The sequence below is a fragment of the Mesorhizobium prunaredense genome (assembly GCF_900156895.1).
GTDB classification, from domain to species: Bacteria; Pseudomonadota; Alphaproteobacteria; order Rhizobiales; family Rhizobiaceae; genus Mesorhizobium; species Mesorhizobium prunaredense.
Genome location: NZ_FTPD01000045.1, coordinates 60,900 through 85,523, shown reverse-complemented (window position 1 = coordinate 85,523; position 24,624 = coordinate 60,900). Strand labels below are relative to the sequence as shown.

Sequence of the window (24,624 nt, the reverse complement as noted above, 5' to 3'; positions counted from 1 at the left end):
GCACCACACCTCAGTCGCTCAGATGGATGCGAGATAACCGCCGTCGACGGGGAGGCAATGCCCGGTGACATAGGCTGATGCCCGGCTCGCCAGGAACACGACGGCTCCGGCCAGATCCTGCATCGTGCCGAAGCGCCGCTGCGGGATCTTGGCCAGCATCGCCGTCTGCCAGTCGGAATCCTGATAAAAAGCATCCGTCATCGCCGTATGGAAATACCCCGGAGCGATGGCGTTGACGCGGATGCCGAGCGATGCCCATTCCGCGGCGAGTGCGCGGGTCATGCCCAGAAGCCCAGACTTGGACGAGCCGTAGGGTACCGCGGTCGGAATGCCGACATAGGAAGTCAGCGAGCAAAGATTGATGATCGCGCCGCCGCCCTTGTCGGCAGCCATCCGCCGCGCCGCGGCCTGCGCGCAGAAGAAGGCGCCCTTCAGATTGGTCGATACGATGCGGTCCCATACCGCCACGTCCACGTCGAGCGAGGGCTGGACTTTTTCGTAGCCGGCGTTGTTGACCAGAATGTCGAGCCCACCAAAGGCATCCGCCACCTCGTCGACCACCACGCGGATGCGATCGGTGTCGAGCACGTCCAGAGACCGGCAAAGCGCCCTTCGCCCGTGTGCGCTAATTCGGTCCGACGTCTCACGAAGGGAATTTTCGTCGCGGGCGGTCACCGCCACATCGGCACCGGCCGCCGAGAGCGCCTCCGCCATGGCCTGGCCGATGCCGCGGCTGGCGCCCGTCACCAGCGCCTTTTTTCCCGTCAGGTCGAACAGGCGAGCGGCGTCCATGGCGGTTTCCTGCATTCCGAAAAAACCCATGCGGTCGGATTGGAAACGAACACCAGTTGCGGCCGGTTGTCTATACATCTTGCGCTATTGCGGGGGTGCCACCAAAACGGCGCGGCGCCGGTTTGCGGCGATCGGTTGAACGACGGCATCCCGGAATGGCCCCCCCATCAGAACGCCATCAACTGGCGTCTCGCTAGCAAAGCCATTAAGCTCTATCAACGGCAAAGGGAGTCCCACATGGTCGAACCGCGGCTTTCCGTGCGCAGCGCAAAGGCGCGTGATCTTGCGCACCGGCTGGCTCGGCGCGAGAACCGCTCGATCGCCGACGTGGTTGAGCGCGCGCTGGAATCCTATGAGGTCCGGCAAGCCGGTCATGAGCCGGCGTCGACGTTCTACTCGCGTATCGCTAGCGCTTATGGCGTCGAAATCGACCTTGAAGCGGCGATCCGGGGCGCTCGGCAGGTTGATTCGGGACCTGAGCTTTGATCTTCCCGGCTGCCAGGGTCATTTCCGAGACGCTGAAGAAGTCGCCCGAGCCTACCGTGTCGCATGGTTGTTCGCCATGCGCCTCGACACGCTCGCCTGAGATGTTGAATTCACCCTAACGGCGCGATTTTCCTGGGCGCCCTTGTCCAACCACCCCCGCTGAATGCGGGGTGATTGGACAATTTTGCATGGGAGGAAAAGTGCAGCGTATCAACGGCTGCCCGCCCATGGCGCACGACCCCTAAGGACCTTGCCGGGCTGTGGCTGTTCTTCTTTCGGAGCTACCACCGGTTGAGGCAAGGAAGCCGTGTGACTGGTATCCAAGGTCATTCCGCTGTTGTCGACGCCAGTAGCGAAGCCGCGGGTCGGGTCGCGATCCGGGTTTTGATTGGCAGCGAGCGAGACGCCTGTCGACAAGGCGAGGAGGGCGATAGCGGTTACAAGTTTGTTCATCGTACTTTTCCTTTCAATAATGAGCAGGCCCGCCAACGGCGGCTCGCGTTGGATTCACTCCTGCTTGCGAAATCCCGTCGGCTCTCTGTCTCGTCACCATGACGAGGCTTCCTGCTCACGGATGAAACTACGCTACGCCTGTCGCAGAGGTTTGCCCGAGTGCTATCGAAGTGTATCCGAATGTATGAGAATCCATGCGAGGTCCCGTGGCTCTGGGACTTCGACAAATTTGGCTACAATTTTTTTCGGCCGCCTGTCGGTGTTGGCGCAGCCAAATACCTGTCGGCGTCGTCATCAGGTCCGGTAAGCGGCGCTGCCGAAGAACGCCGATGACGTAAAGGCGGGACAATTCCCCTGATTGGGTGAACGCTCAATTTGCTGATCGGGCGACCGCGCGGCGTCCACCGTCAGGTGGTTCGCGACCGTCGCTTTAAATTGTGTGTCGGCTGTGTTGATGCGCCCATGAAAAGATGGTAACGCGGTATTAAAGATTGTTTCGGGTTGTTACCTCTTGGGCGGGGCGAATGGGATTGGTGGTACCGCGGGCATGGCTGTGTGCCGGCCTACTGATAGGCTTGATGATGTCCGCGACGCCGATGGAGAAGGCTTCGGCCGACGTCGTGCCTGGCGCCATGGCCACCGGGCAGCCAACCTCCATCCCTGTCGGCTACATCGAATTCTGCAGACGGCGGGCCGCGGAGTGCGCAATACGGTCAGGCAAGAGCGCTCCAGTCCTTCTGTCCGCGGGCATGGAAGGCAAGCTCGCTTCCGTCAACAAGCTGGTGAACAGATCGATCAGGCCCGCGAGCGATTTGGACGTTCACGGCATGATGGAATTCTGGTCCTATCCTGACCACGCGCTCGGCGACTGCGAGGACTATGTCCTGCTCAAGCGCCGGTTGCTCGGGCAGCAGGGCATATCGCTGTCGAACCTTCTGATCACCGTCGTCAGGAAGCAGGACGGCGAGGGGCACGCGGTGCTGACCGTCAAGACCGACAAAGGCGACTATGTGCTCGACAACCTCAACAACGATGTGAAGCCTTGGTCGGCAACTGGATATCGATTTATAAAAAGGCAGTCGTCTACGCATACCGGGCGCTGGGTCGCGATAGTTGAACACCCCGATGTACTGGTCGGGGCAGTCGACTGAATCTCCCGAATTAGCGGATCGACAACGCTTGGCCGGGCGCCATGCCGAAGAACGGCCAGGGATGCCCGGCTCCGCGTCTGTTTCCGGACCGGCCGAGCAAGTGACCCGTGATCTTGAGTCGCACTCCATGGGAGTTCCATTCTCGGCATAGGCAACTCATCTACAATGGCCTGCGTGGGGTCGAAGTTGATATTTCTGTAAGACGGAACACACGCGATCTGTCTGCTTGTCAAGGCACGTCGAATTTCCTGCGCGAAGCAACTCCCCATCGTGAAGAATATATCGTCAGAAGTGAATATTGAGGTTTTTTGGATTGTAATGGTGCCAGAACTGACAAATTTATCATACTTCTTGTTTGATTTGTTCGATGCCATCAACCGGATCGGTTTAACGTATCCGAGTTGGTGGCGGAGCCGAAGGTACTTTCGTCGAACTCGCTCTAGGAATGTCACTATCGCTCCATGATCATAATAGGTGGCCGCCCACAGCAATGCCTGACACGTAGTCCGCTTCGCCGCTAGCAGCAATCAGGAGGATTCAAGATTGACTATAACTTCGAACGAAGTCAGACGTCAGATATTAGTTTGGCGCATGTGTGACGGCGTCGAGAGAATTTTCATGGATCGGCAGCAGCGAGGGTCGTCAGAAAACGATACATCGCATCGGGAAACGGAATGAGCGCAAAGAAACGAATTTCAGCGGCCCTGGCATACCCGCTGGTCAAGCGCCTGATCATTGAGAACCTGCCGCCGCACATAAAGCTGTATGTCGCCGGTTTGCTGTGTTCGATCGCCGCTGCGGCGGCGACCGCCGCAGCGGCTTGGATCATGAGTGTCATGGTCAATTCCATCTATGTGGATCGGAACGCCGCCGCCGCAACGGGTATCAGCGCCGTGATTATCGGCATTTTCCTGATCAAGGGGATCGCCGCCTACTGCCAGACTATTACGACGGGGAAGATTCGCCGGGCTATCGTTTCGGACCTTCAAAACCGCCAGTTTTCCCGAATGGTGCGGTTCGACATCAGCCGCTTCGCCAACCAGCATCCGGCGAAGTTCGTCTCCAAGATCATGTTCAACGCGCGCGCCGGGGCCGCCGTTATTCTCACCCTCACGAGCAGCACCGTTTCCGATGTGCTGACGCTGATTGGTCTGGCAAGCGTCATGGTCAAGCAGGATCCGGTGATGTCGCTGGTATCCGTGGCGGTTCTACCGCTGCTGTTCCTATCGGTGGGCGTCATAACCAGGAAGCTCAAGGCGCTGGCAAGGGGCGAGACGGAGTTGGCTGCATTGGTCCAGTCGATCGGCACGGAAGCCGTCGAAGGTATCCGCACAATCAAGTCATTCCAACTCGAAGACAAGGCTGCCGCCAGCTTCGCAAAGGCCGTCCGCAAGATGGAAAGGCGCGGCATCCAGATCAACCGGACATCAGCGTTGATGAGTCCATTGATGGAGACCGGCGGCGGCGTGATCATCGGGCTTTTCGTCATTTATGCCAGTTGGCAGACGCTCGGCAACGGCAAGACGCCTGGCGAATTCATGGCCTTCATAACCGCCTTTCTGCTTGCCTATGAGCCCGCCAAGCGGTTGGCTCGGGTCAATGTCGACATCCAGAAGCAAATGGTGGCCGTCGAGCAGATGTATGATTTGATCGATACCCCCGAACAGCGACAACTCGCAACTGCGGGCGAGCATCTCACCGATGTCGAGGGCAGCATCCGTTTTGAAGATGTCGCCTTCACCTATGGCGGCAACAGCCCGGCGCTGCACGGTGTTTCCTTCGCGGTGCGACCTCGTGAGAAGCTCGCGATCGTCGGCCGCTCCGGCGCCGGCAAGACAACCATCGTCAATCTTGTCCTGCGCCTGATGGAGCCGGACAAGGGCAGGATTCTCCTCGACGGAAAGGATATTTCGAAGATCAGCCTGTCCGACGTTCGCGACAATATCGCACTGGTGTCACAGGACGTCTTCCTGTTCGAAGGCTCGATCCGTGACAACATTCGTGACGGACGCCCGAACGCCACCGATCGGGAGATCGAGGCCGCGGCGGACCTCGCCCGGGTCACCAGCTTTGCCTCTAACCTGGAAAACGGGCTCGATACGCTTGTCGGGCCGAGCGGTACCAATCTGTCGGGCGGGCAGAAACAACGCGTTGCCATCGCACGCGCCCTGCTCAAAAATGCTCCCGTGATTGTCTATGATGAAGCAACATCGGCGCTCGACGGCGAAAACGAGCGGGCCGTCATGGAGGCAGCCTTCGACGATGCATTTCAGCGCACGGTGATCTGCATTGCGCACAGGCTTTCAACCATCAAGGCGGCCGATCGCATCCTCGTATTCGACGCAGGCTTGCTCGCGGACTCCGGGACTCATGACGAGCTTGCCGGGCGCAGCGAAATCTATCGCTCGATCTTCCATCTGGAAGCGTCCGCCCCGCGCGTCGAGGGCGGCAAAAAGCTGCGTCAGAGCGTATTGCGCTGAAGGCCGATGACCAGCTTTTACCACGGTTCCTATATCCGGTACGTGATTGGCGGATTGGGCCTGCAGTTGCGCCGATACACAAAGGCCGTGCGGAGGCTGTTTACCGGCTCCAAACCTCGTTCCGTTCTTGAGCAGCAGGCCAGGGCCGACGCGCTGATCGCGCGCAGGGACTGGACAGGGCTTGAAGCAAGTACCAATGAAATGGCCATCATGGCCGATCGTGCCCGCGACCCTGAAATGATGCAGAAGGCGGGCCAGGCATTCGAACGGCTGGGCAACTTCGCGCGCGCGGCCGAGCTTCGGCTTTCCGCTCGCCGGCAACGAAAAGGGAAAGGTGCCAATGAGTGGACTGGAGAAGACCTCGGTTCGGATACACTGCTGATCGATCTTGTAGAGGATGACCCTCGCAGTCTTGGCCGGGTTATCCGTCATGCGCGACTGGCCGGCGCCGCCGCTGCATGTGCGCAAAGCGCGACCATTCGGGTCGAGCCTCGGCTCGTATCACTTGTGCAGCGGACATTCCCGAATGCGACCGTGGTCCCAGCGCAGCAGAATGTCGTAGGCGACAAATTTGCGACCTTCGAAAATCTCGCCTGGGTTTTCGGCCGCGATGCCGAAAGCCTTGCCGCCGATTTCGTGCCGCTGCGAGCTGATCCTGAACTCGTCGAGACATTCCGCAAGCGCTATCGCTCGATGACGGATCTGCCACTGGTGGGTCTTTCCTGGGGCAGCAAATCACACACCAAGGACGTGCCCGATTTCCCCGAATGGGCACGGTTCATCGCCCAGACACGCGCGACATTCGTTTCCCTCCAGTATGGACAGATCAAGCCGGCGCTGCGGCGCCTGCGCAACGGCAATGACGCGCGGCTTATCTATGACGACAGTGTCGACCAGATGGTTGATATGGAGCGTTTTGCCGCGCAGATCGCCGCGCTCGATGCCATCGTAACGATCAGCAATACGGCGGCCCATCTGTCTGGAGCACTCGGTGTTCCGACCGTTTTCCTGATCGATGACAATTTTCAGACGGCGTGGCCAGTGATTGGCGATCGAACGCCATGGTATCCTAACGGCGTCGTCATTCGCAAGGAAGGCCGTGCGTGGCCGGTGGTGCTCGACGACGTCGGCCGCCGGCTCTCGTCGATTTTGACGGCGCGTTCGACGCTGTCTAGCGATAGTTGAGGGTCGCCGTGCCGAACAGACGATCCATCCTTGAAAAGGCGAAAGCCGCCGACCTGCGCCCGCAAGGCGTTGACGGCAAGGGGCTGAAGAAGGTTCTCGATCGGGCGAAAAAGTTTTTTAGGCGTCCCTCGCGCCATGCTGAAGAAAGCGTCGAACGGCATGTCAGCCTGATGGCGCAGAGTGTCGAGCGGCGTGACTGGCATGCGGCCCGGGATCATGCGCTGGCACTCGGCCTGCTCGGTGAGCAGCTTGGCGATCCCGGGCTTGTCAAGAAAGCCGGGCGTGGACTGAGACGCCTCGGCGGCGGGAATCGTGCCTGGCAGTTGATTGCGTCGAGCAAGCAAGTACCCGGCCGGCCCGAATGGGATGGCGGTGATCTTGCAGATTGCAAGCTTGCCGTCGAGCGGCGCGAAGGCGATCTTGCAATCTTCTTCCAGTTCGCGTCGCTGCTTGGCCCGGTGGTCGCAACTGCCAACCGATGCACCGTCTTGGTCGAGCCGCGACTCGCGCCACTTTATCGCCGAACATATCCTGCGCTTGATGTCAGGCTAGAGGGAGAAGGGGAGGTGGCGGCGGTAGACGCCGATGTCTTCGCCAGTTTCGAGACATTGGCGAAGTTCTTCTGGCCGGATGAGCCGACAGCGCGCGCGCCATTCATTCCGTTGGAGCCGGACCGGCGGCTGGTAGCCGAGCTACGCAGCACCTATCTCAATCGTGGCTCGGGGCCTCTGATCGGCTTCGCCTGGGGAAGCCTGAACAAGAGCAAGGATTTGCCGGCTCTGGATGATTGGCGGGCGCTGCTCGGCAATCTGCCGGGACGTCTCATCAGTTTGCAATATGGCGATGTCGGGCCAGCGCTCGCCGAATTCGAACGCTGGGCGCCGGGACGCATCATCCATGACGCTTCCGTCGACCAGCTGTCGGATATGGACCGCTTTGCCGCGCAAATCGCAGCACTCGATGCGGTGGTGACGATCAGCAATACCGGCGCCAATCTGGCAGGAGCGCTTGGCGTTCCGACTGTCGTCATGCTCGACGATGGGTTTCGGCTGTCGTGGCCTGCCTTCGGCGACACAGTAGCCACATATCCAACCGTTCGACTGGTTCGAAAGGGCGGCCAGGAATGGGCGTCCGCAATGCAGGAAGCAGGCGGACGGGTTATGCAAATCGTCGGTGGAGTTGGTGATGGCCGGTAGCCAACTCCTTCGCCGGTTCCGCGGCGTTGTCGCGCTTGCAGGCTACAAATATAAGGTCTGGTTCCGACGCCACCGGCGGCAGCTTTTCCTTCGCTGGCGTGATGGCGACATTGCCGACCAGATGGCGGATTATCGGCGAAGCATCGAGGCGCGCGATTGGTCGGCCGCGCTGCCGAAAGCCCTGGCTCTTGGGTCGATCGCGAAGTCGAGGGGCGAGGTTCACCTGCTCGACGAGCTTAGCAAGGCGTTGATGCGCATGGGCGCGTACGGCCCGGCGGCCGAGCTCAAGATCGCCCGGCGCCATATTGTTGAAGGCCGCGTCAGCGGCGAATGGCTCGGCCAGGATATCTCGGGCCAGGTCCTCCTCGTCGATCTGATGGAGACCGAAAAGCAGGGTCTGGCCACCGCGATCCATCATGCGAGTTCCGTCGGCCGTGCGCTCGCCCGGGCTGCTCGTTTGATCGTCCTGGTCGAGCACCGCTTGGTGCCGCTCTTTCAGCGGACATTTCCCGCGGCCGATGTGCGAGCGGTCGGTCCCGGGAACAAGGCCGCCTATGGCGAGGCCCAGGCCTTTGCGGGCGTTCAGCATCTGACTGCCGTGTTCGAGACCGATGAGACCACGATCCGGGAGCATTTCGTTCCCCTGAAGCCGGATCCGGCGCGGGTCGCTGAACTTCGCGCCCGCTATCGGAAGGATGAACGGCCGTTGGTCGGCGTCGCATGGGGCAGCTCCAATCCTGGCAAGGACCTGCCGCCACTTACGGCATGGCGCGGGCTTATCAGTCGTCCGGACCTCCGGTTCGTTTCGCTGCAATATGGCCAAGTCGAGTCCGACCTGAAGATCCTGACCGATGGCGGGCTCGCGCGTATCCTGCATGACGGGTCAATCGACCAACTCGTCGATATGGACCTTTTCGCGGCGCAAGTGGCCGCGATGGACGCCGTGGTAACCATCAGCAATACCGGGGCGCATCTGGCGGGCGCGCTCGGCATCCCGTCGGTCTTTATTCTTGGTGACGGTTTCAAACGCTCCTGGCCGGTCGAGGGCGATCGCACGCCCTACTATCCTTCCGCCGTGCTTGTCTCGAAACGGGAACGGCCTTGGGCCGCGGTGATGGAAGACGCACAAAACCACATGGGCTTACTCATCAGCGCTATTTGAATCCACCATGCAAGGCATCGCGATCGCGAGTGTGAAAGGCAGCTCACAACCGGCGGAGTGGTCAAGCGCCTTTCTTGACGGCGGGGGGATTGTAAACTACCCGGCGGGCGGCCGTTCTAAATTTCACGGATAAGAGGCGATGCATATCTTTGGGTAGGTTGGGAAACAAGGCGGCTTCTCCTGTCAGCGAAGGCGTCGTGCAGCGGCTCCTCGCGGCGTATCGGCTTGTGCATCCAGGAAATCTGTTGAAGCGTGGGCGTATCTACGCTCGCGGCAGGGCAGCGACAAGGACCGTCTACTTCGTCCCACACAACCGCAACAATGTTCGTCTGCTGGCCGACGCAGCAGAAATTCTGGCTGATCGCGGCATCCGATGCGTGTTCGCGCATCTTGATGGATTGAAACGCGGCGGCGTAGCACGACCTGAACTCGACGCCCGGAAAATGTCGCATATCGGCTTTGCCGAACTCGAGCGGATGATCAGGCCCGGCGACATGCTGGTGACTGGAAATGACTATGCGCCACAATTCTTTAGGCGATTCATAGATTCCATCAACTTCGGCATGGTCCGTGTGGTCGGCCTCATCGGAGGTGCGCGCCTGCTGCAGCCGCATCGATTTGTGAGAGCTGACTACATCCTGTCGATGGGACCAGCGGCGCTGCAGCAAAGACGACAGCCGACATACGTTGTCGGTTCCCCGGTAATTGAGCGCGCCGTCGGAAGTGCCGGCGCCAGGCACGATGAAGGGCTGTTTGTGCTGGTGAACTTCAAAGGGAATATCGAGGATGCCGCAGATCGCCACGCGATTGAAGCCGTGGCAGCCGCCTGTGCGAAACTCGGCCTGGCTCATATCGTTAGCGTCCACCCCACAATGTTCGCAAAAGTCGATATGCCGAACAAATCGCCCCTGGATTTCGCACAGCTGCTCCCCGACGCTCTGGCGCTGGTAACGCGCCCAAGCACCACTGTTTACGAAGCAATCGCCTGCGGCATTCCGGTGGTGCTGTTTCCGCTGGTTTCGCCCATGGTCGAGTTCGATAGGCCCATGGGCGCCTTCAAACCAACATTGTCGGAGCATGACCTCGCCGAGGATATCCATGCTGCGGTCAGGTCAAGACCGACTTATTTTGAGCAAAGCCGGGACTTCCTCAATGCCAATCTGTCGATCGATCCAAAGGTGCCGGCTTCGCAACGGATCGCCAATGCCCTAATCGATATCTACAATCGCTGATCTGCTCGATCAAAGTGCCCGCAATCGGAGTTCGCACGTTGAGTTTGTTGTCCAACTTTTTTGCAAGAAAGCCGTCGCTGCTTGTCGTCTCATTTCCCAAATCCGGGCGGACCTGGCTGCGCGTAATGCTTGACGACCTGGGCGTTGATGCGGCCTACACGCATGACGGTTCCGATCACAAGGATCTGCGTGACATGACGCAGATCAGCGCCGACAAAACCCGCTACAAACGGCAACGGATTCTGTTCCTGACGCGAGACCCCCGCGACACTGCGGTGTCAGGATATTTCCAGGTCAACAAACGCCATGGGCTGGAAGCAGGTCCGATCGGCGATTGCATACGAAGCCCCAAACACGGTGTCGAGAAGATCGCGCTTTTCAATCTGCAGTGGTTCGCAGCCGCAACTCACATGCGAAAGATTGCGCTTCTGCGCTATGAAGATGTGCAGCGGGATACAAACGACGCATTGCGCAGCATCGGAAAATTTTTGGGAAGATCTTTTGACGAGTCCCAGCTTGCCGATGTTGCTGTCAGCAGATCGTTCAAACAAATGCAGCAATCTGAAATCTCAGGAGAACTGGGTGCGCGCTACGGCGGGAGATTGCAACCGCGCGATCCTGACGACCCGGAAAGCTTCAAGGTTCGAAAGGGTAAGGTCGGTGGTTATTTGGACTACCTCAGCGCGGACGACGTAGCCTTCTGTGACGACGTGCTTGCGCGGCTCGATTACTGGAGGCGGCTCGATGAAGCCTTTCAGCGGCATGGCATATCTTATGCCGACGACAGGGCAGGTGTGAATTGATCCGATGCAAAGGCTTTGTCTGCGGATGCGGACATAGCGGCACCACGCTGATAGCGACGATTCTTGCTTCGCATGCCGATGTCTTTTTGCCATTCGAAGAAACCAACGTGTTTTTCAAATGGGCTCCACTTGCGCTGTATCGCTACTCGAAGCTGAAACGGGCGGCCATTGGGGCGGGCAAGTCGGTGCTGCTTGAAAAGACACCGCGTCATATCAGGCGTGTCGACCGGATACGGCGCCTGGTGCCGGGCGCGAAGTTCGTGATGCCGGTACGCGATGGGCGCGATACCGTTGCATCGCTGACCAGGCGGCTTGGCGATGCGACTGAGAGCCTGGATCGCTGGATTTCGGACAACACAATGGTGCTTGCCGAGCGCGGCAGCACGGACGTCCTGATTTACCGCTACGAAGATCTTGTCGATGACCCGGAAGCAACCGTCGAAAAGATCTGCACCTTCCTGGGATTGTCGTTCGACCAGAGTTTGCTCGACTATCATCGGAGCCCGCAACGATGGTTCACACTTGATGCGCAACCCCAACATGCAGCGTTGCGCAACCAGCAGGTGAACCAGCCAATTTATGATGGCCGCGGCCGCTGGAAGACCGAACTGGGTCAGCAGGAATTGACGGAGCTTACCGAGGGGCGTGGGAAATCCTTGATGCAGGCGTTCGGATATCTTTGAGACAGCGGCGCGACCGCTTTACGCTGGAAGCGCGCGCGCATAGCCAAACTGATCGAAGTCGCGCTCATACGCACGATAGATGGTGTCCGCCAGTTCCGGCGTGAAATAGTCGGCAAGCCTGCGGCGCGAGGAGGTGTGCAGAGGTGGCATCGCCGCGTGTCGCACCTCGTCGCTCGCATCGACATGATCGAGAACCCGTTCGAAATCCTTTGCGAAAGTTTCGGTCTTGCCAATAAGGTCGAACGCAACGCCTGGGAGGTCGACGATGTCGCTTTGGCTCTGCCAATGCTTGTCGATGCGCCATGTGGACGTCGTGCAGGCAAAGGCGACGAAATCTGCAAAGGACAGGCTCTTGTCAGCACCTACAGGCAGTGCCGGATCAGCCATTTCGCGGTGGGCTAGATAGACCTCCACCCTGCCGTAACCAGGCACAAGAGGACGGTCGCGATATTGGTCGGCCCAGCACGACAACAGCCTTGTATAGGGATTGCGAACGAAGGTGAATCGCAAGGCGTCGGGACTTGTGGCCATGCGATAGAACTGCACGACGCCATGGCGAGGCGCCTGCAAGTTCGACGCCTTTCGGTTGTGCACCTTCCAGTTTTGGTCGCTGCGCCACCCCGACACGGTGTCGTTTCCGATCATGGCTGCAAGGTTGCTTCGAATGCGGCTGCTCGCCGCCTTCGGCATGGCGAGGTACAGGATTTTGAGTTGCGGCACCACGTCGATCAGGTCGTCCGGCAGATATGCGGTTTCCATCGCCCTGCGGTAGAATGCCAGCGCCTCGGGATTGCGCCAGCTCAAAACCTGCTCGACAACCCGCCACCGGAGCGACCGCAGCTTGGGCCTCAACTGGCGCTCGATTCTCCTCAATCCACGAGCCTGCTTCGATTTCGGGACGGGAATCTCATACGAGAGGTGGGGGGTGCTGGTGTTCATCCGCTGTTTCCTGTTGATTTCTAAATGCCTCACCAGTGGGAAAACCGCAAGCAACACCCGCCGCCATGATTGGAAAGCGCTTACGGACGAGGCGCGACAAAATATGTGGTTGCTCATTGGCTAAGTTTGATCGAGATCACCCGTCATGTCATAAGGCCCGGAAGCCGGGTCCCTAGCAGCCGGCAACTGATAGGGTGTTTGCGAGGTGATCATGAAATTACTGCGGTGGCTCAGGCCGAAGGCACAAGAAAGCTCCAGTAATTTGGGCCTTTGCATTTCCTACCCAAAGTCAGGGCGGACGTGGTTAAGAGTCATGCTTGACCAGCTTGAGGTCTGCCTTGATTATAGCCACGGCGGCAGCGCGTTTCACAGCAAATCTTTCCGCTCGGCCGAAGCTTTTTTGGGAAAACGGCCCTTGCTTTTTTTGCATCGCAATCCGATCGACACAACGATTTCCGGATATTTTCACGTCACCAAACGCGAAGCATGGCGCGACTTATTCCAAGGCGATTTGTCAAGCTTTGTACGCGACCCACGGTTTGGTATCGAGAGGACCCTCCGCTTCAACGCAATGTGGCTGGCGGCAATAAGCGAAAGGGATGATGTGTTGATCACACGCTACGAAACGCTCCACAGCGATGCCGTCTCCGAGCTTAGACGAATCGCAAAATGGTTGAAAGTAGAACCAGACGAGGACAAAATTGGGAAAGCAATTGACGCCGGTCGATTTGACTCCATGAAAAGCAAGGAGTCCTCGGGGCAATACGACGAGCGCTATGGGCATCGCTTAAGAACAGCAGACGCAACCGATTCCGATAGCTTTAAAGTTAGACGCGGCCTAGTTGGCGGGTATAAGGATTATCTTACCGAAGAAGAAATTTTATACTGCGAAAAGGTCATGGAAAGTTATGGTGTATCTTCCTATAAATGAATAGTCTTTACTCCAGCAGCGCGCGGATAACCAAACTGGTCAAAGTGCGCTCATGTGCGCGACTGATCAAATTCGCCAGTTCCGGAATGCAAAAGGGCGTATCGAGATCGCATGGGTTTGTCACGGCATGATCAACCGGTTCAAGCTGAACCGAAGACGCCTATCCTGTTTGTACGCCAGCGCTATGCGCCTTTTGGCGGAGGCGAGATCATGCTGGAAAACATCATGGCCGCGTTCGCCGCGCGGCAACGACCGGTGGCCGTGCTGTCCGGCGACTGGCCGCGACACGAAGGCATAGAGTTCATTCAGTGCGCCGGCCGCCGCTTTCCCCGCTACCTGCGGGCGACGTCCTTTGCACGAGCCGTCTGCCGCAAGATCGCCGAAATGCCGCCGGCCCTGGTGCAGAGCAACGATCGCCTTCCGTGCTGCGACGTCTTCCGGGCCGGGGAAGGCGTCCATGCCGCCTATCTTGCCGAGCGACGGCGTTTCGAGACGCGGCTTGGCAGGGCAGCGATAGCGCTGAGCCCGTTTCACCGCCAGACGCTGCGCCTCGAGCGCGCGACCTATGCCAGCCCACGGCTTAAAGCTGTGATTGCCATTTCGAAAATGGTGGCTGAGGACGTTGTCCGTCACTACGACTATCCGGCCGAGCGCGTGCACCATATTCCCAACGGGGTCGACCTGGACCGCTTCAACCCTAAGTTGCGCCAACAGCATCGGGCCGCGGTTCGCTCACGGCTTGGCGTCAACGATGACAGGTCGGTCGTTCTCTTCGTAGGCTCGGGTTTTGCGCGAAAAGGACTTCTTGCCTTGATGAAGTCTGTCGCAATGCTCGATGGTGAGCCGGAGTTATGGGTCATTGGCCACGATTCGCGCGCCGATGCCTTCCAGCGGGCCGGCGACAGGCTTGGTCTTGGTGCAAGGCTCCGCATGCTGGGGCCGCAAAAAGATACGCTGCCATGGTACGGCGCCGCCGACATTGCGGTGCTGCCTTCCATCTATGATCCATTCGGCACAGTGGTGATCGAAGCCATGGCCAGCGGCTTGCCCACCGTGGTCAGCACCGGGTGTGGGGCGCGCGAGCTTGTCGATCGCTTCGAGCCGACGCTTGTTTGCGACGCAGCCAGCGTAAACGACCTCGCCGCCGGGCTTGCCCGCGCGCTGCAGCTGTCGTCACGGCCTGGGACTGCGGCCAGGGTCAGGGCGGCAGCCGAACACTACGATTTCAACGTCATGATCAGGAGAATGATAGCGCTGTACGAAAGTCTCGACCTGAAATGATTTTCGACATATTTTTTGAATCCGTTAGTATCACCGGAGCGTCAACCGGCCGGGGGGGCAGTTTCATTTGAACGACAGTTGCAGTTTTGATGCCGGAACCGTCTGACCGTGCCGGCGCTCTCAGTCGTCATAATCAGCCGCAATGAGGAAGCGTGCATTGCACGTTGCCTTCGCTCGGTACATTTTGCCGACGAAATCGTCGTCCTCGACAATAACAGTACCGATCAGACCAGGGACATCGCCAGTGGGCTCGGGGCCAAGGTGCTGATCACCCTCGATTGGCCGGGTTTCGGTGCGCAAAAAAACCGCGCCCTCGCCGCGGCGACAGGCGATTGGGTCCTTTCGCTTGATGCCGACGAATGGGTCGAGCCGCCGCTGGCCGCGGAAATCAGGGCCGCCATCGCCAACCCGAAAGGCTGTGACGGCTTCGAAATACCAAGACGATCGCGCTTTTGTGGGCGCATTGTCCGCCATGGCGGCTGGTCGCCGGATCTGGTGCTTAGGCTTTTCCGTCGCCAGTCCGGCCGCTTCAGCAACGACACCGTGCATGAGAAGGTGGTGGTGAATGGCAAGGTCTCGCGATTGTCCCATCCCATGGAGCATGACTCGATCGCCGACCTGGCGGACGCGCATGACAAGATCGGCAGATACGCGCAAGCGTCCGCCGCGCGGATGCTTGCCGAGGGGAAAAAAAGCTCGATCAGCAAGGCGGTTTTGCGCTCGGTCTGGGCTTATATGAACAGCTATGTCTTCAGGCTGGGGTTTCTGGACGGTGCGACCGGTGCGATGGTCGCCGCTTATTCGGCCGGCTACACCTATCAGAAATGGGCGCTTGTCGCTTTGGGCCGCAAGTCGAGGTGCGCCGAGGAAAGCCGGGCCGGGGTGAAGGGCAAATCCGCGGGCTTCAGAAATCGCCCTGGCTAATTTCCGCGCCATTGTTGCCGAGTTGTTGCCAGACAGTTAGTGTATGACCGTTTTGAAATTGGAGCCAAGGTACTGAATATGACTGATGCGTTTAGGGTATTCGTTGGATGGGACAGCCGTGAGCCGATCGCCTACGACGTGGCGCGGCACTCTTTGCTCAAAAACGCTTCGGTGCCTGTCTCCGTCATTCCAATCAAACAGGACGAGCTGCGTGCCCGTGAACTGTATTGGAGGGAAAAAGATCCGCTCGCGTCAACAGAGTTCACTTATACGCGGTTTCTCACGCCTTTTCTCGCCGACTATACGGGCTGGGCTTTGTTCTGCGATTGCGACTTCCTGTGGCTCGGCGACGTCGCCGGTTTGCTGGAATACACGAAGTCGAACAAGGCGGTCTATTGCGTCCAGCACGACTATACGCCGAAGGCCACCACCAAGATGGATGGCGTGGTCCAGACATCCTACCCTCGAAAAAACTGGTCCTCGCTGATGCTGTTCAATTGCGCGCATCCTGCGGTTAAATCGCTTACGCCGGAGGTCGTGAACCGCGAAAGTGGCGCCTACCTCCACCGAATGCAGTGGGTCGCCGATGAGGATTTGGGCTCGCTGCCGGTAGAGTGGAACTGGCTTGAAGGTTGGAACGAAAAGCCGGCGCATGGCACACCCAAGGCGGTCCACTATACAAGCGGCGGTCCGTGGTTTGCCGAGTGGCAGAATGTCGATTATGCGGATCTGTGGATAGCCGAACGCGACGAAATCCTGAGCAGTGCCGATCAAGCAGACGCTGCTCTTTCGCGCTCGGCGAGCCGGTAGCCAATCCAACCGATCGGCTCGACTATATCGGACGTTTCGTCGAGGTCGTCGGCAAGGCGGTTCGTGCAGATATGTGAACTGACCGCGCGTGCTTGCCAGGCTTGGCTAACACGCCGCGCTGACGGCCGGTCTTCGCTATTTCGAGGTCGCGCTGTTCTGCGGCATGGCCTCGCCGAACACCGGGTTGGACGGGCTCTTCGCGGGCACCGGGACGGCCCGTGTCGTTTCGACCAGGGTCGGGTGCTGCTTCGTCCCGGCACAAGCGCCCTCTACACCTGCCCGTCCAGCCATTCCCGCAAATCGCGGTCCTGCTTGTTTTCGGCAATGGGCAGCGAGGGCCGCCTCCAGACATACCAGATGGCAGCAAGCGCCCCGGCAGCCCACGTGCCGGCGAAAACATTCGCAATGAGGTCGATTGGAACCTCCCAAGCCGGCTAGAACATTAGCACGGCATCATTTAGGAGGGCGATACCAATTAGGAGTAGAGCGGGTGGAGTAGTAGGAGCGTCACCGCCATCCAACCAGCTATCGCTTGCGAGGTCGCGCCCAAGACGGCGATGAGCAACAGCCATGCGGTCACCTTGGAAGACGGCGCGTAACATTCCTTCGTCAATGGCAGCGATCGGACGCAACGCTGCTCAACATATCAAGGCGCCGAGCAATCCAGGCGTGGCAGATTGGTGGATCTGCTCACGAAACAGGTCATATCCGACGGTTAATCAATTCGGCTATGTCCGAATGTAGTAGCAGGCTTACTGACCGTTTCACGATAGTATTCGACCTTGGCCTCTGGCAAGGTTCGGAAACATTATATGGAACGCAATGTCCACTACCACGTCATGGACTTCTTGCGCATCTTTGCAGCGCTCTTGGTGTTACTGAACCATTTCGCGACATTCGCCTGGAGCAGTGCGTCAGTCACCGAGGGAAGCGATGTCGCCTTCGGTTTTCTGTCGGCGTTTGCCGGTTTGGGTGCTGTAGGGGTCGAAATTTTTTTCGTAATTTCCGGGTTCGTCATTGCCATGAGCGCCGCAGGCGAAGGCGGCGCGTCGCAAGCGCTGCGTTTCGCGCGCATGCGCGCTACACGTATTTTGCCCGCCTTGTGGCTGTCCGCGCTCATCAGCTTGGCCGCACGAACTCTCTATGGCGAGGATTTTTCCAATCTGCTGATGGATTTTTGCAGATCGGTAACCTTGTCTCCCAAGGGCCCTTACATCGACGGGGTCGTATGGTCTCTCGTCGTCGAGGCCGTATTCTACGTCCTGGTGGCCGCGTCAGTTTTGTCGAGGTTTCGCGTATCACTCTATGATCTGGCCAAAATAATAGGGTTTTCGAGCTCGGTATACCTTCTCATTCTCTCCGGGTTGCACTTTCTGCCGCCGTCCACGCGGCCGGAAGAAGCGATATCAGTGCTTTCGCGGTTCCCCTTCAAACTGCTTCTGCTGCAGCACGGCGTTTTCTTCGCGACAGGCATGATCTTCTTTCTTGTCAGGAACGGCGGTGATGGCCGTAGCGAAATGGGGCATGCGGGGAAGACAGGATTGATGTTGTTTTTTGGCTGTATGGGCACCGCTGAGATTTTTGTCTCGGTTGAACGCGGTTATGCGTATAAAACCGCCGCCGTGATCGTGTGGTTGATGTGCATGTATGCAATGGCAGCAGGAATAAGGTATAATGAAGTTATAAAGTACAAGATTTCAGGCTGCCGTAATTTCGTTAGATACATTGGGGGAATTAGCTATCCAGTATATTTGAATCATTACTCGGTTGGCATGGTTGTGGTCTGGTGGTTATTTTCGTTAGGTTTTCCGACGCCCATTGCATTTGTACTGTCTGTGCTATGCGTTTTGGCTTTGAGCATGGCGGTCATGTCGCTGGAAAAGCGGATTCAAAACGCCATCAGGCGAGGGTTCCCTAGACCCGACGCCAAACGAGATCAAATGGCAGTTTAGCGTCTCCGAGAGGAGGGCAGGAAATCCCACGGCTTTTGCGTGGTGAGCAGTGGGATGCCGGCCGACTACGTCAACTCCAGCGCCGAGCCTGGCGACAATTTCGGATACATCTCTTCCGGGTACCGGGTACGTGGCGAGCGGTCTGTTCGCAAGTGCGAGGCAATCAGGGGGCTCATAGCTAACGCGAATGGGGTATATACCTCGCCCCCTTGTGTCGCGGCTGAACCCGGAGACAGGGTTGGGGGCGTCAATCGGCCTGCTCCGGTCCTGGAACTGCAGCCAAGGTTAGTCATCGAGCCGAAGTGGCCCGAGCCTGTGAACGAACGCTCTTGTCCGTTGAAACGTCGTCACGGCAATGAGGAATTCTCGTCCCAGGCCCAGCGCGACCTGCCGGTTTTGTGAGGCATCTGACCTGCAGCGGTTGCACCAGGTCTGCGGGAACCCCGGGGGAACCCGAGGTGCTATCTGCGAGTGAAGTCAGAAGGTTGCACCCATGGGGTAGCGGCACGTTCCGCCCGATTTGAACGACCGTCGGTTCGCCCCGACAACGTCAGCGCGACCGCAAGTCAGCAGCAATGCCTGGGCTGCAGTCGGTAGGGCGGCCAGTCACGCCGAAAGCCGTAAGCGATCCGTAAGAGTGGCGTGTTCGAAAGTTGCACGGTGTCACCATGCGCTTCCCACCGCCGGAGACCTCGCCATTCGAATGGATGGTGCAGAAAGTCGATCGAACTTTATGATGAATTCGGGTCCTACTGCGCTCGATCAGGCGTGATCCTTGCTTTCTTGTGAGAGTGCAGTGCAATATCACCCAATGGTTGTAGCCCGTGCAGGGTACTCAACACGTCAAAGCTGGAGTACGTTTTTGCTTAGGGAGGTATCTAGGGGAGGATTGGCGGGGTTCGAATGACGTATGCTACAAGCCTTTCATTGAGTGAGAATGAAAACCGTCCGACGTCAGTCGCAGTCAAAAGCGACGATAAGGCGTATATCAAGGCGCTAGGCTTCGTACCGAAGCGATATGCGGCGGAAACCGCTATCGTCAATCAGGGGGAGGACGGCGATCGCGTCTTCATAATCGAGTCTGGCTGGGGTTGCATTTCTCATGACTTTGCCAGTGGACAGCGACAGATTTTGGACTTTGCCCTGAAGGGCGACATTGTCCTGCCACAGACGTACACCGGCGCTGCTCTTCAGACATTTGTGGCTCAAACCGACCTTGCGGTGCTGGAAGCCTCGGCCAAGACGCTTGCTCTTGGAGCGGCGAAGTCGCCCCACATAGCCTCGCTTTTTCTTGAAACGCTCGCGCGCCAGCGAGCGCTTGTTGCCCAACACCTCACCAATATAGGCCGACGCAGCGCCTTGGCGCGTACAGCGCACTTGCTGCTCGAACTGAGAGCGCGCCTGGAGCGCGTCGGCGCTGCCAGCAGCACTGGCTTTGCATGCCCTCTTACCCAGTACGACCTCGCGGACGCGCTCGGCCTGACGCCGGTCCATGTCAATCGAATGCTGCGGGAATTACGGGAACGCGGGTTTCTGGAGTTCCGCCAAGGTCATGTCCGCGTGCTGGATCGGCTGGGCGTAACGAAGTTTGCCGAGTTCGATGACAGGTATATCGATGGCTGACACTTACCTTGGCGCACGATGCAAAGGCGGCGCGACGCACCTTGAAGCCGCACTGCCATCGGCGACGCCGGCTGTCTTTACCGACGGACCACCCGCGCCTGGCAAACAACGCGAGGCCCAGATTCCAGTCGGGTGTTCTCTGGCTACCCTCCTCCTAGACCAAATTGGTAGGGCCAAGTGAAGGGGTAAAATTTTTTTTACGTTTTATTAACCTAAATTAGTGAAGGCGCACCTTTTCGGCGATAAACATTATTGACGGGGTAGTGCTGTCCAAGGTGGGGCTTGGGAACTCCCGCAGATATAGTGAAGGCGACGCGAACAGAACATCGTTCGCGGGAAATAGTATTTGCCTGCAGTACATCTCGTACTGGTCTCGAAACGTTGGGTAGAGTTTGGGGAGTAAGTTCATGGTTCCGACAATTCAACTGGATAGCAAATCACCCGGTGCACTTGAATTCGTATCGCGCAAGGCTGGGAATGGAATACATCTTCATAGACATGGCTTGACCGAATCTTGCCTGGCTCTGCTGGACGAGCGAGTGCTTGACCGACAATGTCTTGCGCAATGCCTGACCGCCTATGGCATCGGGAAGGAAATCCTGTCGTTCGGCTCGATCGAAGAGTGGCGGCATCAAGAGAATGCACTGTCGATATCGGCTATTCTGCTGAACGTGGGCAGCCGAAAGGTGACAGATGCAAGGACCGGCAGCGAAATCGCCGATCTCGTGAATGAGGCCCACCCGGTTCCAGTGGTGATTTTGGCCGATACCGACGATCTAGAGCAGATTCTGAAGGCGTTGAATTATGGCGCAAAAGCCTACATCCCTTCATCGATCCGTTTCGAGATCTGTGTTGAAGCCGTAAATCTTGTCCTCGCCGGTGGCACATTTGTCCCTGCAAGCAGCGTGCTTGCCCAGCACAAGGCAATCGACACAACGGTCGAAATGACAAGGCCCATGGCGAGTGTGTTCACGGAGCGGCAAGAAGAGGTCGTCCAGGCTCTCAGGCGTGGGAAGGCGAACAAGATAATCGCTCATGAGCTCAACCTTCGAGAGAGCACGGTCAAGGTCCATATCCGCAACATCATGAAAAAGCTGAAGGCGACGAACAGGACGGAGGTCGTCTACAAGCTCAACGAGATGTTTCCTGGCGCCCAGCTGTTGGGCCGATCGAGCTAAACGGTTGTCATCGTAACAGTGGCGCGGCTGCATGCTCGTAGCGGGACCCATCGGTGGCGATGCTGCTCGACCGTTGCAGTTCGCCGCTCTTTTTGTTGCAGATATGGATTGAAGCCATGCTAGACCGGCCGTCCGCGGCAATTGCTCACAAGCCATGGCTCGAGGCGGATGCACCGCAGGACTTTATCAGCCTCGCTGACGTTGTCTCGTTTGCTCGGCAGTATCTTCTCTCGATTCTTGCGTTCGTCGTCGCCGGAATCGTTTGCGCCACGTTTTACTTTGCTACCTCGGATCCTATTTATTCCGCGCGCACCCAGATCCTGATCGAACCGAAGATACCCAGAAACCTTCAGCAGCAACCGGCCGAAGTCAACCTGTCGCTCGACACCGCTCAGGTCGAGAGCCAACTTGCAGTTCTGCGCTCCCAGAAGATCGCGATGATGGTGATCGATGACCTTGGACTCATGGACAATCCAACCTTCAGGGGGCTGGGCGGTCCGACCATCGGCGAGAGGTTTCGCAGAGCCTGGATGAGCATCGTTGATGCCGGCGGACTGACGGATTTCTTCCATCGCGTGCTGCCCTGGCCGGATCGAATGGAGGCGAACAGCCCGCAGCTGGAATCCGAGCGTCGGCGTCTCGCAGTGGAGATATTCAGCGATGGCTTGGATGTCCAGCGTGTCGGTGTCTCCTATGCGATGGACATTACATTCCAGTCTCAGGATCCGGCGTTGGCGGCACGCATCGCAAACGCCACAGCGGAAGCGTTCGTGCGCGAGCAAGTGCAAACGACAACAGCAACGGCTAGCGAAGGCATCGCATGGTTGGAAAGGCGGATGCGGGAGGTCGGTGATCAGATGAACAGGGCGACCCGGGTCGCCCAGGAGTTTCGCGCAAAACACGACTACAGCATCGGTCAGGACGAGACGCCCGTCGCGGGACAGGACCCCGCGCTCAGCGAAGCACAGCCAACACACCAGATTACGCTGGAGCAGTTGGAGGTTACCGCCGACACTTATCGAAAGATGTATGAAAGCCTGCTCGCGGCGTATACAAACTCGGTCGACCAACAGCCTTATCTGATCGCCGATGCTCGCGTCATCACGTCCGCGACGAGTCCCAAGAAGGCAAGTCGGCCGCGCAAGACGCTGATCCTCGCCTTTGGCGCGCTTGCCGGAATGGTGGCTGGCATCGGGTTCGCCGTGGCGCGGCGCGGCCTCGATCGGAACGTGAGGACCCCGCGTCAGATCCGTCGCGAACTGGGCCTGGCCTGTATTGGAGAATTGCCGACGGTCAGTTTCAGGCGCGGTGGTTTTGGCCGGTTTGACGAGGTGCTCAGGAATCCGGACTCTTCATTCAGCGGCAGCCTCAGGAGCGTCAAGGCGATCATGGGCCTGGCCGGGGCCACCCCTTCAAGGCGTCGCATCGGAATTACATCCGTGTCCCCCGGTGACGGAAAGAGCACCATTGTAAGCAATCTGGCGGCGCTGTGTGGGGCGACGGGCACAGCGACCCTCGTGATCAACGCCGACGATAAGTCGGCACTGGCCAACGAACGGCTCTTTTCCGCCGACTTCAACGCGATCGATCGGGATTCCGCGAGCCCTAAAGACATCGGCAAGCAAATCCGATTCATTGAAAAGACATCGTTTTATTACCTGAAGAACGATGTGTCGAATTCGGCGAATTTGCTGGTTCCCGATAATATGGAGAAATTGCTGGGCGAGGTCGGTAGTTACAGTATCGTCATTGTTGAACTGCCACCGTTTAGTTCCGGTGCCGAAGGGCTTGCTCTCTGCCCGCTTCTTGATGGCGTGATTGTGGTGGCGCAGTGGGGCGAGACGTCGCTTGATCAATTGGAAGACCTGACGCAGACACTCAAAAACACCAATTCCTCCGTCCTTGGCGTGTTGATGACACGTGTTCGTACTGTCTCGGCACATCGTTACCGGAAGCGCGCAGGTCAAGCGCCGCGCTGACATCCTGTCTTCCTCGCGGCGGTGTCGATTTAATGCATGTCGCGCAAAAGCATGCCCTCGGGATTGAACCGAGGGTGCGCAGCGGTTTTGTGATGACGACATGTAGCAAACAAGAACTTAAAGCGCGCCGCCTGAATCCGTTCAAATGCGACGCGCTTTAGAGCCCAGCGGCAAGTCTCGACACCGCCCCCGAAACACCGCTTACGTCAATTCGACACTTGCCAGTCAAAGTGAATCCGCCTCCCTTCAGGGCGTCGCGAGCCGAACGATCGATTCCGATACCGTGCCAGGCTTTGGACGGAGCAGCCATTCGTCCGTACCTGGCCTAGCAACTAAGGGGTAGGCCACGCTGCCAAACACCCCCGATCTACCACCTTTTCCTTGCTTGCCGGAGATCATCCGTCGTCGACAAGATGCAAACGGTAAGTTGAAAATCGAGCGCAAGCGGAAGATGTCCAACGTGATCGAAAGCAACCTGCGGCAGTGCGAAGACCTGGCTGTTGAAGGCTGGGCTCTGTTGGTCGGAGCCAAGCCCGCCGCGACTTCGCTTCTTCGGGGTGAAAGCGACGCGGCCGCGAGATCGAATACGCCAGACCTCTCGTCGCCTCAACTCAACGCAAGCCATGACCATGGCGCCGTTCCGTTTGAGCCGGATATGCGCACGGCAAGCATTGACGACGATGCGCGGAGCGAAAGCCGACAGCCGCTCGGCGGTTGGGCCAAGAGGCTGCTGGATCTGATGGTAGCCTCGACAGCGCTCATCCTGGCCGGTCCGATCCTGGTTCTGATCCCGCTTCTGGTCAAGGCGTCCACAGGCGGTCCGGTGCTGTTCGTTCACCGGCGCATTGGGTTCAATGGAAAGGCCTTCGACTGCTACAAGTTCCGCACCATGGTGCCGAATGCCGAGGAAGTGCTCGAACAGCATCTGCGTTGCAATCCACAAGCCGCCCAGGAGTGGGCGGCCAATCAGAAGCTGAGCTGCGATCCGCGTATCCTGTTTTTCGGAAAGATGCTTCGCAAATCGAGCCTGGATGAGCTGCCGCAGTTGTTCAACATCTTGCGGGGCGACATGAGTTGCGTCGGCCCGCGTCCTGTCGTTGCCGACGAATTGCAACGCTATGGTGCCGCATCGCATGAATATTTGAAGACGCGGCCAGGACTGACCGGCCTCTGGCAGATAAACGGGAGAAACACGACCGAGTATTCTCATCGCGTATTGCTGGACACGCAGTACGTTCGGACATGGTCTCTGCGCTGCGATCTTTCGATCCTGATGCGGACGATACCGGCCATGATGAAGTTCGATCAGACCTCCTGACCTTGGCTATGTCAGGGGGGGCTATGTCAGGGGGCGCGGCAGAAACGGCCTCAAGCGATTATCGCC

At 58.4% G+C, this 24,624-nt stretch carries 21 protein-coding genes; 18 read left to right on the top strand and 3 right to left on the bottom strand.

Features of this window, described 5'->3' with window-relative positions:
* Positions 1–18: 18 nt before the first annotated feature.
* Positions 19–792: an SDR family NAD(P)-dependent oxidoreductase gene (locus BQ8794_RS24270; RefSeq protein ID WP_077381660.1), complete on the bottom strand. Its 774-nt coding sequence runs from the start codon at positions 790–792 to the stop codon at positions 19–21.
* A gap of 237 nt (positions 793–1,029) precedes the next feature.
* Between BQ8794_RS24270 and BQ8794_RS24265 the strand changes: the two genes are divergently transcribed.
* Positions 1,030–1,278: a plasmid stabilization protein gene (locus BQ8794_RS24265; RefSeq protein WP_077381659.1), complete on the top strand. Its 249-nt coding sequence runs from the start codon at positions 1,030–1,032 to the stop codon at positions 1,276–1,278.
* Between the two features lie 210 nt (positions 1,279–1,488).
* On the opposite strand, the gene BQ8794_RS24260 is transcribed toward BQ8794_RS24265, so the two are convergent.
* Positions 1,489–1,731 carry a hypothetical protein gene (locus tag BQ8794_RS24260; RefSeq protein ID WP_143744669.1) on the bottom strand — a complete coding sequence of 81 codons (243 nt, stop codon included), beginning with the start codon at positions 1,729–1,731 and terminating at the stop codon, positions 1,489–1,491.
* Between the two features lie 524 nt (positions 1,732–2,255).
* Here BQ8794_RS24260 and BQ8794_RS24255 point away from each other — a divergent pair.
* The 8 genes from BQ8794_RS24255 (at position 2,256) to BQ8794_RS24220 (ending at position 11,623) form a co-directional block, all read left to right on the top strand.
* Positions 2,256–2,882, top strand: a complete 627-nt coding sequence (locus BQ8794_RS24255) for a transglutaminase-like cysteine peptidase (protein ID WP_077381147.1) — start codon at positions 2,256–2,258, stop codon at positions 2,880–2,882.
* 674 nt (positions 2,883–3,556) lie between these two features.
* Positions 3,557–5,362 (top strand): ABC transporter ATP-binding protein, encoded by a 1,806-nt coding sequence (locus BQ8794_RS24250; protein WP_077381146.1) that lies wholly within the window; start codon positions 3,557–3,559, stop codon positions 5,360–5,362.
* A gap of 6 nt (positions 5,363–5,368) precedes the next feature.
* On the top strand, positions 5,369–6,547 hold the full coding sequence (locus BQ8794_RS24245) for a glycosyltransferase family 9 protein (RefSeq protein WP_077381145.1): 1,179 nt from the start codon (positions 5,369–5,371) through the stop codon (positions 6,545–6,547).
* 8 nt (positions 6,548–6,555) lie between these two features.
* Positions 6,556–7,743: a glycosyltransferase family 9 protein gene (locus BQ8794_RS24240; RefSeq protein ID WP_143744668.1), complete on the top strand. Its 1,188-nt coding sequence runs from the start codon at positions 6,556–6,558 to the stop codon at positions 7,741–7,743.
* Positions 7,744–7,990: 247 nt separating this feature from the next.
* The gene (locus tag BQ8794_RS24235; protein ID WP_143744667.1) at positions 7,991–8,905 is read left to right on the top strand and encodes a glycosyltransferase family 9 protein; all 915 of its coding nucleotides are present in this window, start codon (positions 7,991–7,993) and stop codon (positions 8,903–8,905) included.
* Between the two features lie 197 nt (positions 8,906–9,102).
* Entirely contained in the window at positions 9,103–10,137 is a 1,035-nt protein-coding gene (locus BQ8794_RS24230; protein ID WP_167378823.1) for a hypothetical protein, read from the top strand.
* Positions 10,138–10,175: 38 nt separating this feature from the next.
* Positions 10,176–10,940 (top strand): sulfotransferase domain-containing protein, encoded by a 765-nt coding sequence (locus tag BQ8794_RS24225; RefSeq protein WP_143744666.1) that lies wholly within the window; start codon positions 10,176–10,178, stop codon positions 10,938–10,940.
* A complete protein-coding gene (locus tag BQ8794_RS24220) occupies positions 10,937–11,623 on the top strand; it encodes a sulfotransferase family protein (RefSeq protein WP_167378822.1) in 687 nt (228 codons plus the stop codon). The genes BQ8794_RS24225 and BQ8794_RS24220 overlap by 4 nt, the downstream gene beginning before the upstream one ends.
* A gap of 18 nt (positions 11,624–11,641) precedes the next feature.
* Here the strand turns inward: BQ8794_RS24220 and BQ8794_RS24215 are convergent, their stop codons facing one another.
* Entirely contained in the window at positions 11,642–12,562 is a 921-nt protein-coding gene (locus tag BQ8794_RS24215) for a sulfotransferase family 2 domain-containing protein (RefSeq protein WP_167378821.1), read from the bottom strand.
* A gap of 313 nt (positions 12,563–12,875) precedes the next feature.
* Between BQ8794_RS24215 and BQ8794_RS24210 the strand changes: the two genes are divergently transcribed.
* From BQ8794_RS24210 to BQ8794_RS24165, 9 genes are all read left to right on the top strand, one after another.
* Positions 12,876–13,493, top strand: coding sequence for a sulfotransferase domain-containing protein (locus tag BQ8794_RS24210; protein ID WP_167378820.1), 618 nt, complete (start codon positions 12,876–12,878; stop codon positions 13,491–13,493).
* Between the two features lie 111 nt (positions 13,494–13,604).
* Complete coding sequence (locus BQ8794_RS24205; protein ID WP_077381137.1) at positions 13,605–14,774, top strand: glycosyltransferase family 4 protein; 1,170 nt, start codon at positions 13,605–13,607, stop codon at positions 14,772–14,774.
* 108 nt (positions 14,775–14,882) lie between these two features.
* Positions 14,883–15,698, top strand: coding sequence for a glycosyltransferase family 2 protein (locus tag BQ8794_RS24200; RefSeq protein ID WP_077381136.1), 816 nt, complete (start codon positions 14,883–14,885; stop codon positions 15,696–15,698).
* 78 nt (positions 15,699–15,776) lie between these two features.
* Positions 15,777–16,508 carry a glycosyltransferase gene (locus tag BQ8794_RS24195; protein WP_077381658.1) on the top strand — a complete coding sequence of 244 codons (732 nt, stop codon included), beginning with the start codon at positions 15,777–15,779 and terminating at the stop codon, positions 16,506–16,508.
* An 812-nt stretch (positions 16,509–17,320) separates the two neighbouring features.
* A complete protein-coding gene (locus BQ8794_RS24190) occupies positions 17,321–18,460 on the top strand; it encodes an acyltransferase family protein (protein ID WP_077381135.1) in 1,140 nt (379 codons plus the stop codon).
* Between the two features lie 903 nt (positions 18,461–19,363).
* Complete coding sequence (locus tag BQ8794_RS24185) at positions 19,364–20,083, top strand: Crp/Fnr family transcriptional regulator (RefSeq protein WP_077381134.1); 720 nt, start codon at positions 19,364–19,366, stop codon at positions 20,081–20,083.
* Between the two features lie 407 nt (positions 20,084–20,490).
* The gene (locus tag BQ8794_RS24175; RefSeq protein ID WP_077381132.1) at positions 20,491–21,261 is read left to right on the top strand and encodes a response regulator transcription factor; all 771 of its coding nucleotides are present in this window, start codon (positions 20,491–20,493) and stop codon (positions 21,259–21,261) included.
* 59 nt (positions 21,262–21,320) lie between these two features.
* Positions 21,321–23,240: a GNVR domain-containing protein gene (locus tag BQ8794_RS24170; RefSeq protein ID WP_244555111.1), complete on the top strand. Its 1,920-nt coding sequence runs from the start codon at positions 21,321–21,323 to the stop codon at positions 23,238–23,240.
* Positions 23,241–23,667: 427 nt separating this feature from the next.
* Complete coding sequence (locus tag BQ8794_RS24165) at positions 23,668–24,558, top strand: sugar transferase (protein ID WP_280174617.1); 891 nt, start codon at positions 23,668–23,670, stop codon at positions 24,556–24,558.
* The last annotated feature ends 66 nt before the right edge of the window (positions 24,559–24,624 follow it).

Excerpts from the sequence above, each read along its gene's own strand:
- BQ8794_RS24270 (WP_077381660.1), bottom strand. The coding sequence starts at position 792 with ATGGACGCCGCTCGCCTGTTCGACCTGACGGGAAAAAAGGCGCTGGTG.
- BQ8794_RS24265 (WP_077381659.1), top strand. The coding sequence starts at position 1,030 with ATGGTCGAACCGCGGCTTTCCGTGCGCAGCGCAAAGGCGCGTGATCTT.
- BQ8794_RS24260 (WP_143744669.1), bottom strand. The coding sequence starts at position 1,731 with ATGAACAAACTTGTAACCGCTATCGCCCTCCTCGCCTTGTCGACAGGC.
- BQ8794_RS24255 (WP_077381147.1), top strand. The coding sequence starts at position 2,256 with ATGGGATTGGTGGTACCGCGGGCATGGCTGTGTGCCGGCCTACTGATA.
- BQ8794_RS24250 (WP_077381146.1), top strand. The coding sequence starts at position 3,557 with ATGAGCGCAAAGAAACGAATTTCAGCGGCCCTGGCATACCCGCTGGTC.
- BQ8794_RS24245 (WP_077381145.1), top strand. The coding sequence starts at position 5,369 with ATGACCAGCTTTTACCACGGTTCCTATATCCGGTACGTGATTGGCGGA.
- BQ8794_RS24215 (WP_167378821.1), bottom strand. The coding sequence starts at position 12,562 with ATGAACACCAGCACCCCCCACCTCTCGTATGAGATTCCCGTCCCGAAA.
- BQ8794_RS24210 (WP_167378820.1), top strand. The coding sequence starts at position 12,876 with ATGCTTGACCAGCTTGAGGTCTGCCTTGATTATAGCCACGGCGGCAGC.
- BQ8794_RS24205 (WP_077381137.1), top strand. The coding sequence starts at position 13,605 with ATGGGTTTGTCACGGCATGATCAACCGGTTCAAGCTGAACCGAAGACG.
- BQ8794_RS24195 (WP_077381658.1), top strand. The coding sequence starts at position 15,777 with ATGACTGATGCGTTTAGGGTATTCGTTGGATGGGACAGCCGTGAGCCG.
- BQ8794_RS24190 (WP_077381135.1), top strand. The coding sequence starts at position 17,321 with ATGGAACGCAATGTCCACTACCACGTCATGGACTTCTTGCGCATCTTT.
- BQ8794_RS24185 (WP_077381134.1), top strand. The coding sequence starts at position 19,364 with ATGACGTATGCTACAAGCCTTTCATTGAGTGAGAATGAAAACCGTCCG.
- BQ8794_RS24175 (WP_077381132.1), top strand. The coding sequence starts at position 20,491 with ATGGTTCCGACAATTCAACTGGATAGCAAATCACCCGGTGCACTTGAA.
- BQ8794_RS24170 (WP_244555111.1), top strand. The coding sequence starts at position 21,321 with ATGCTGCTCGACCGTTGCAGTTCGCCGCTCTTTTTGTTGCAGATATGG.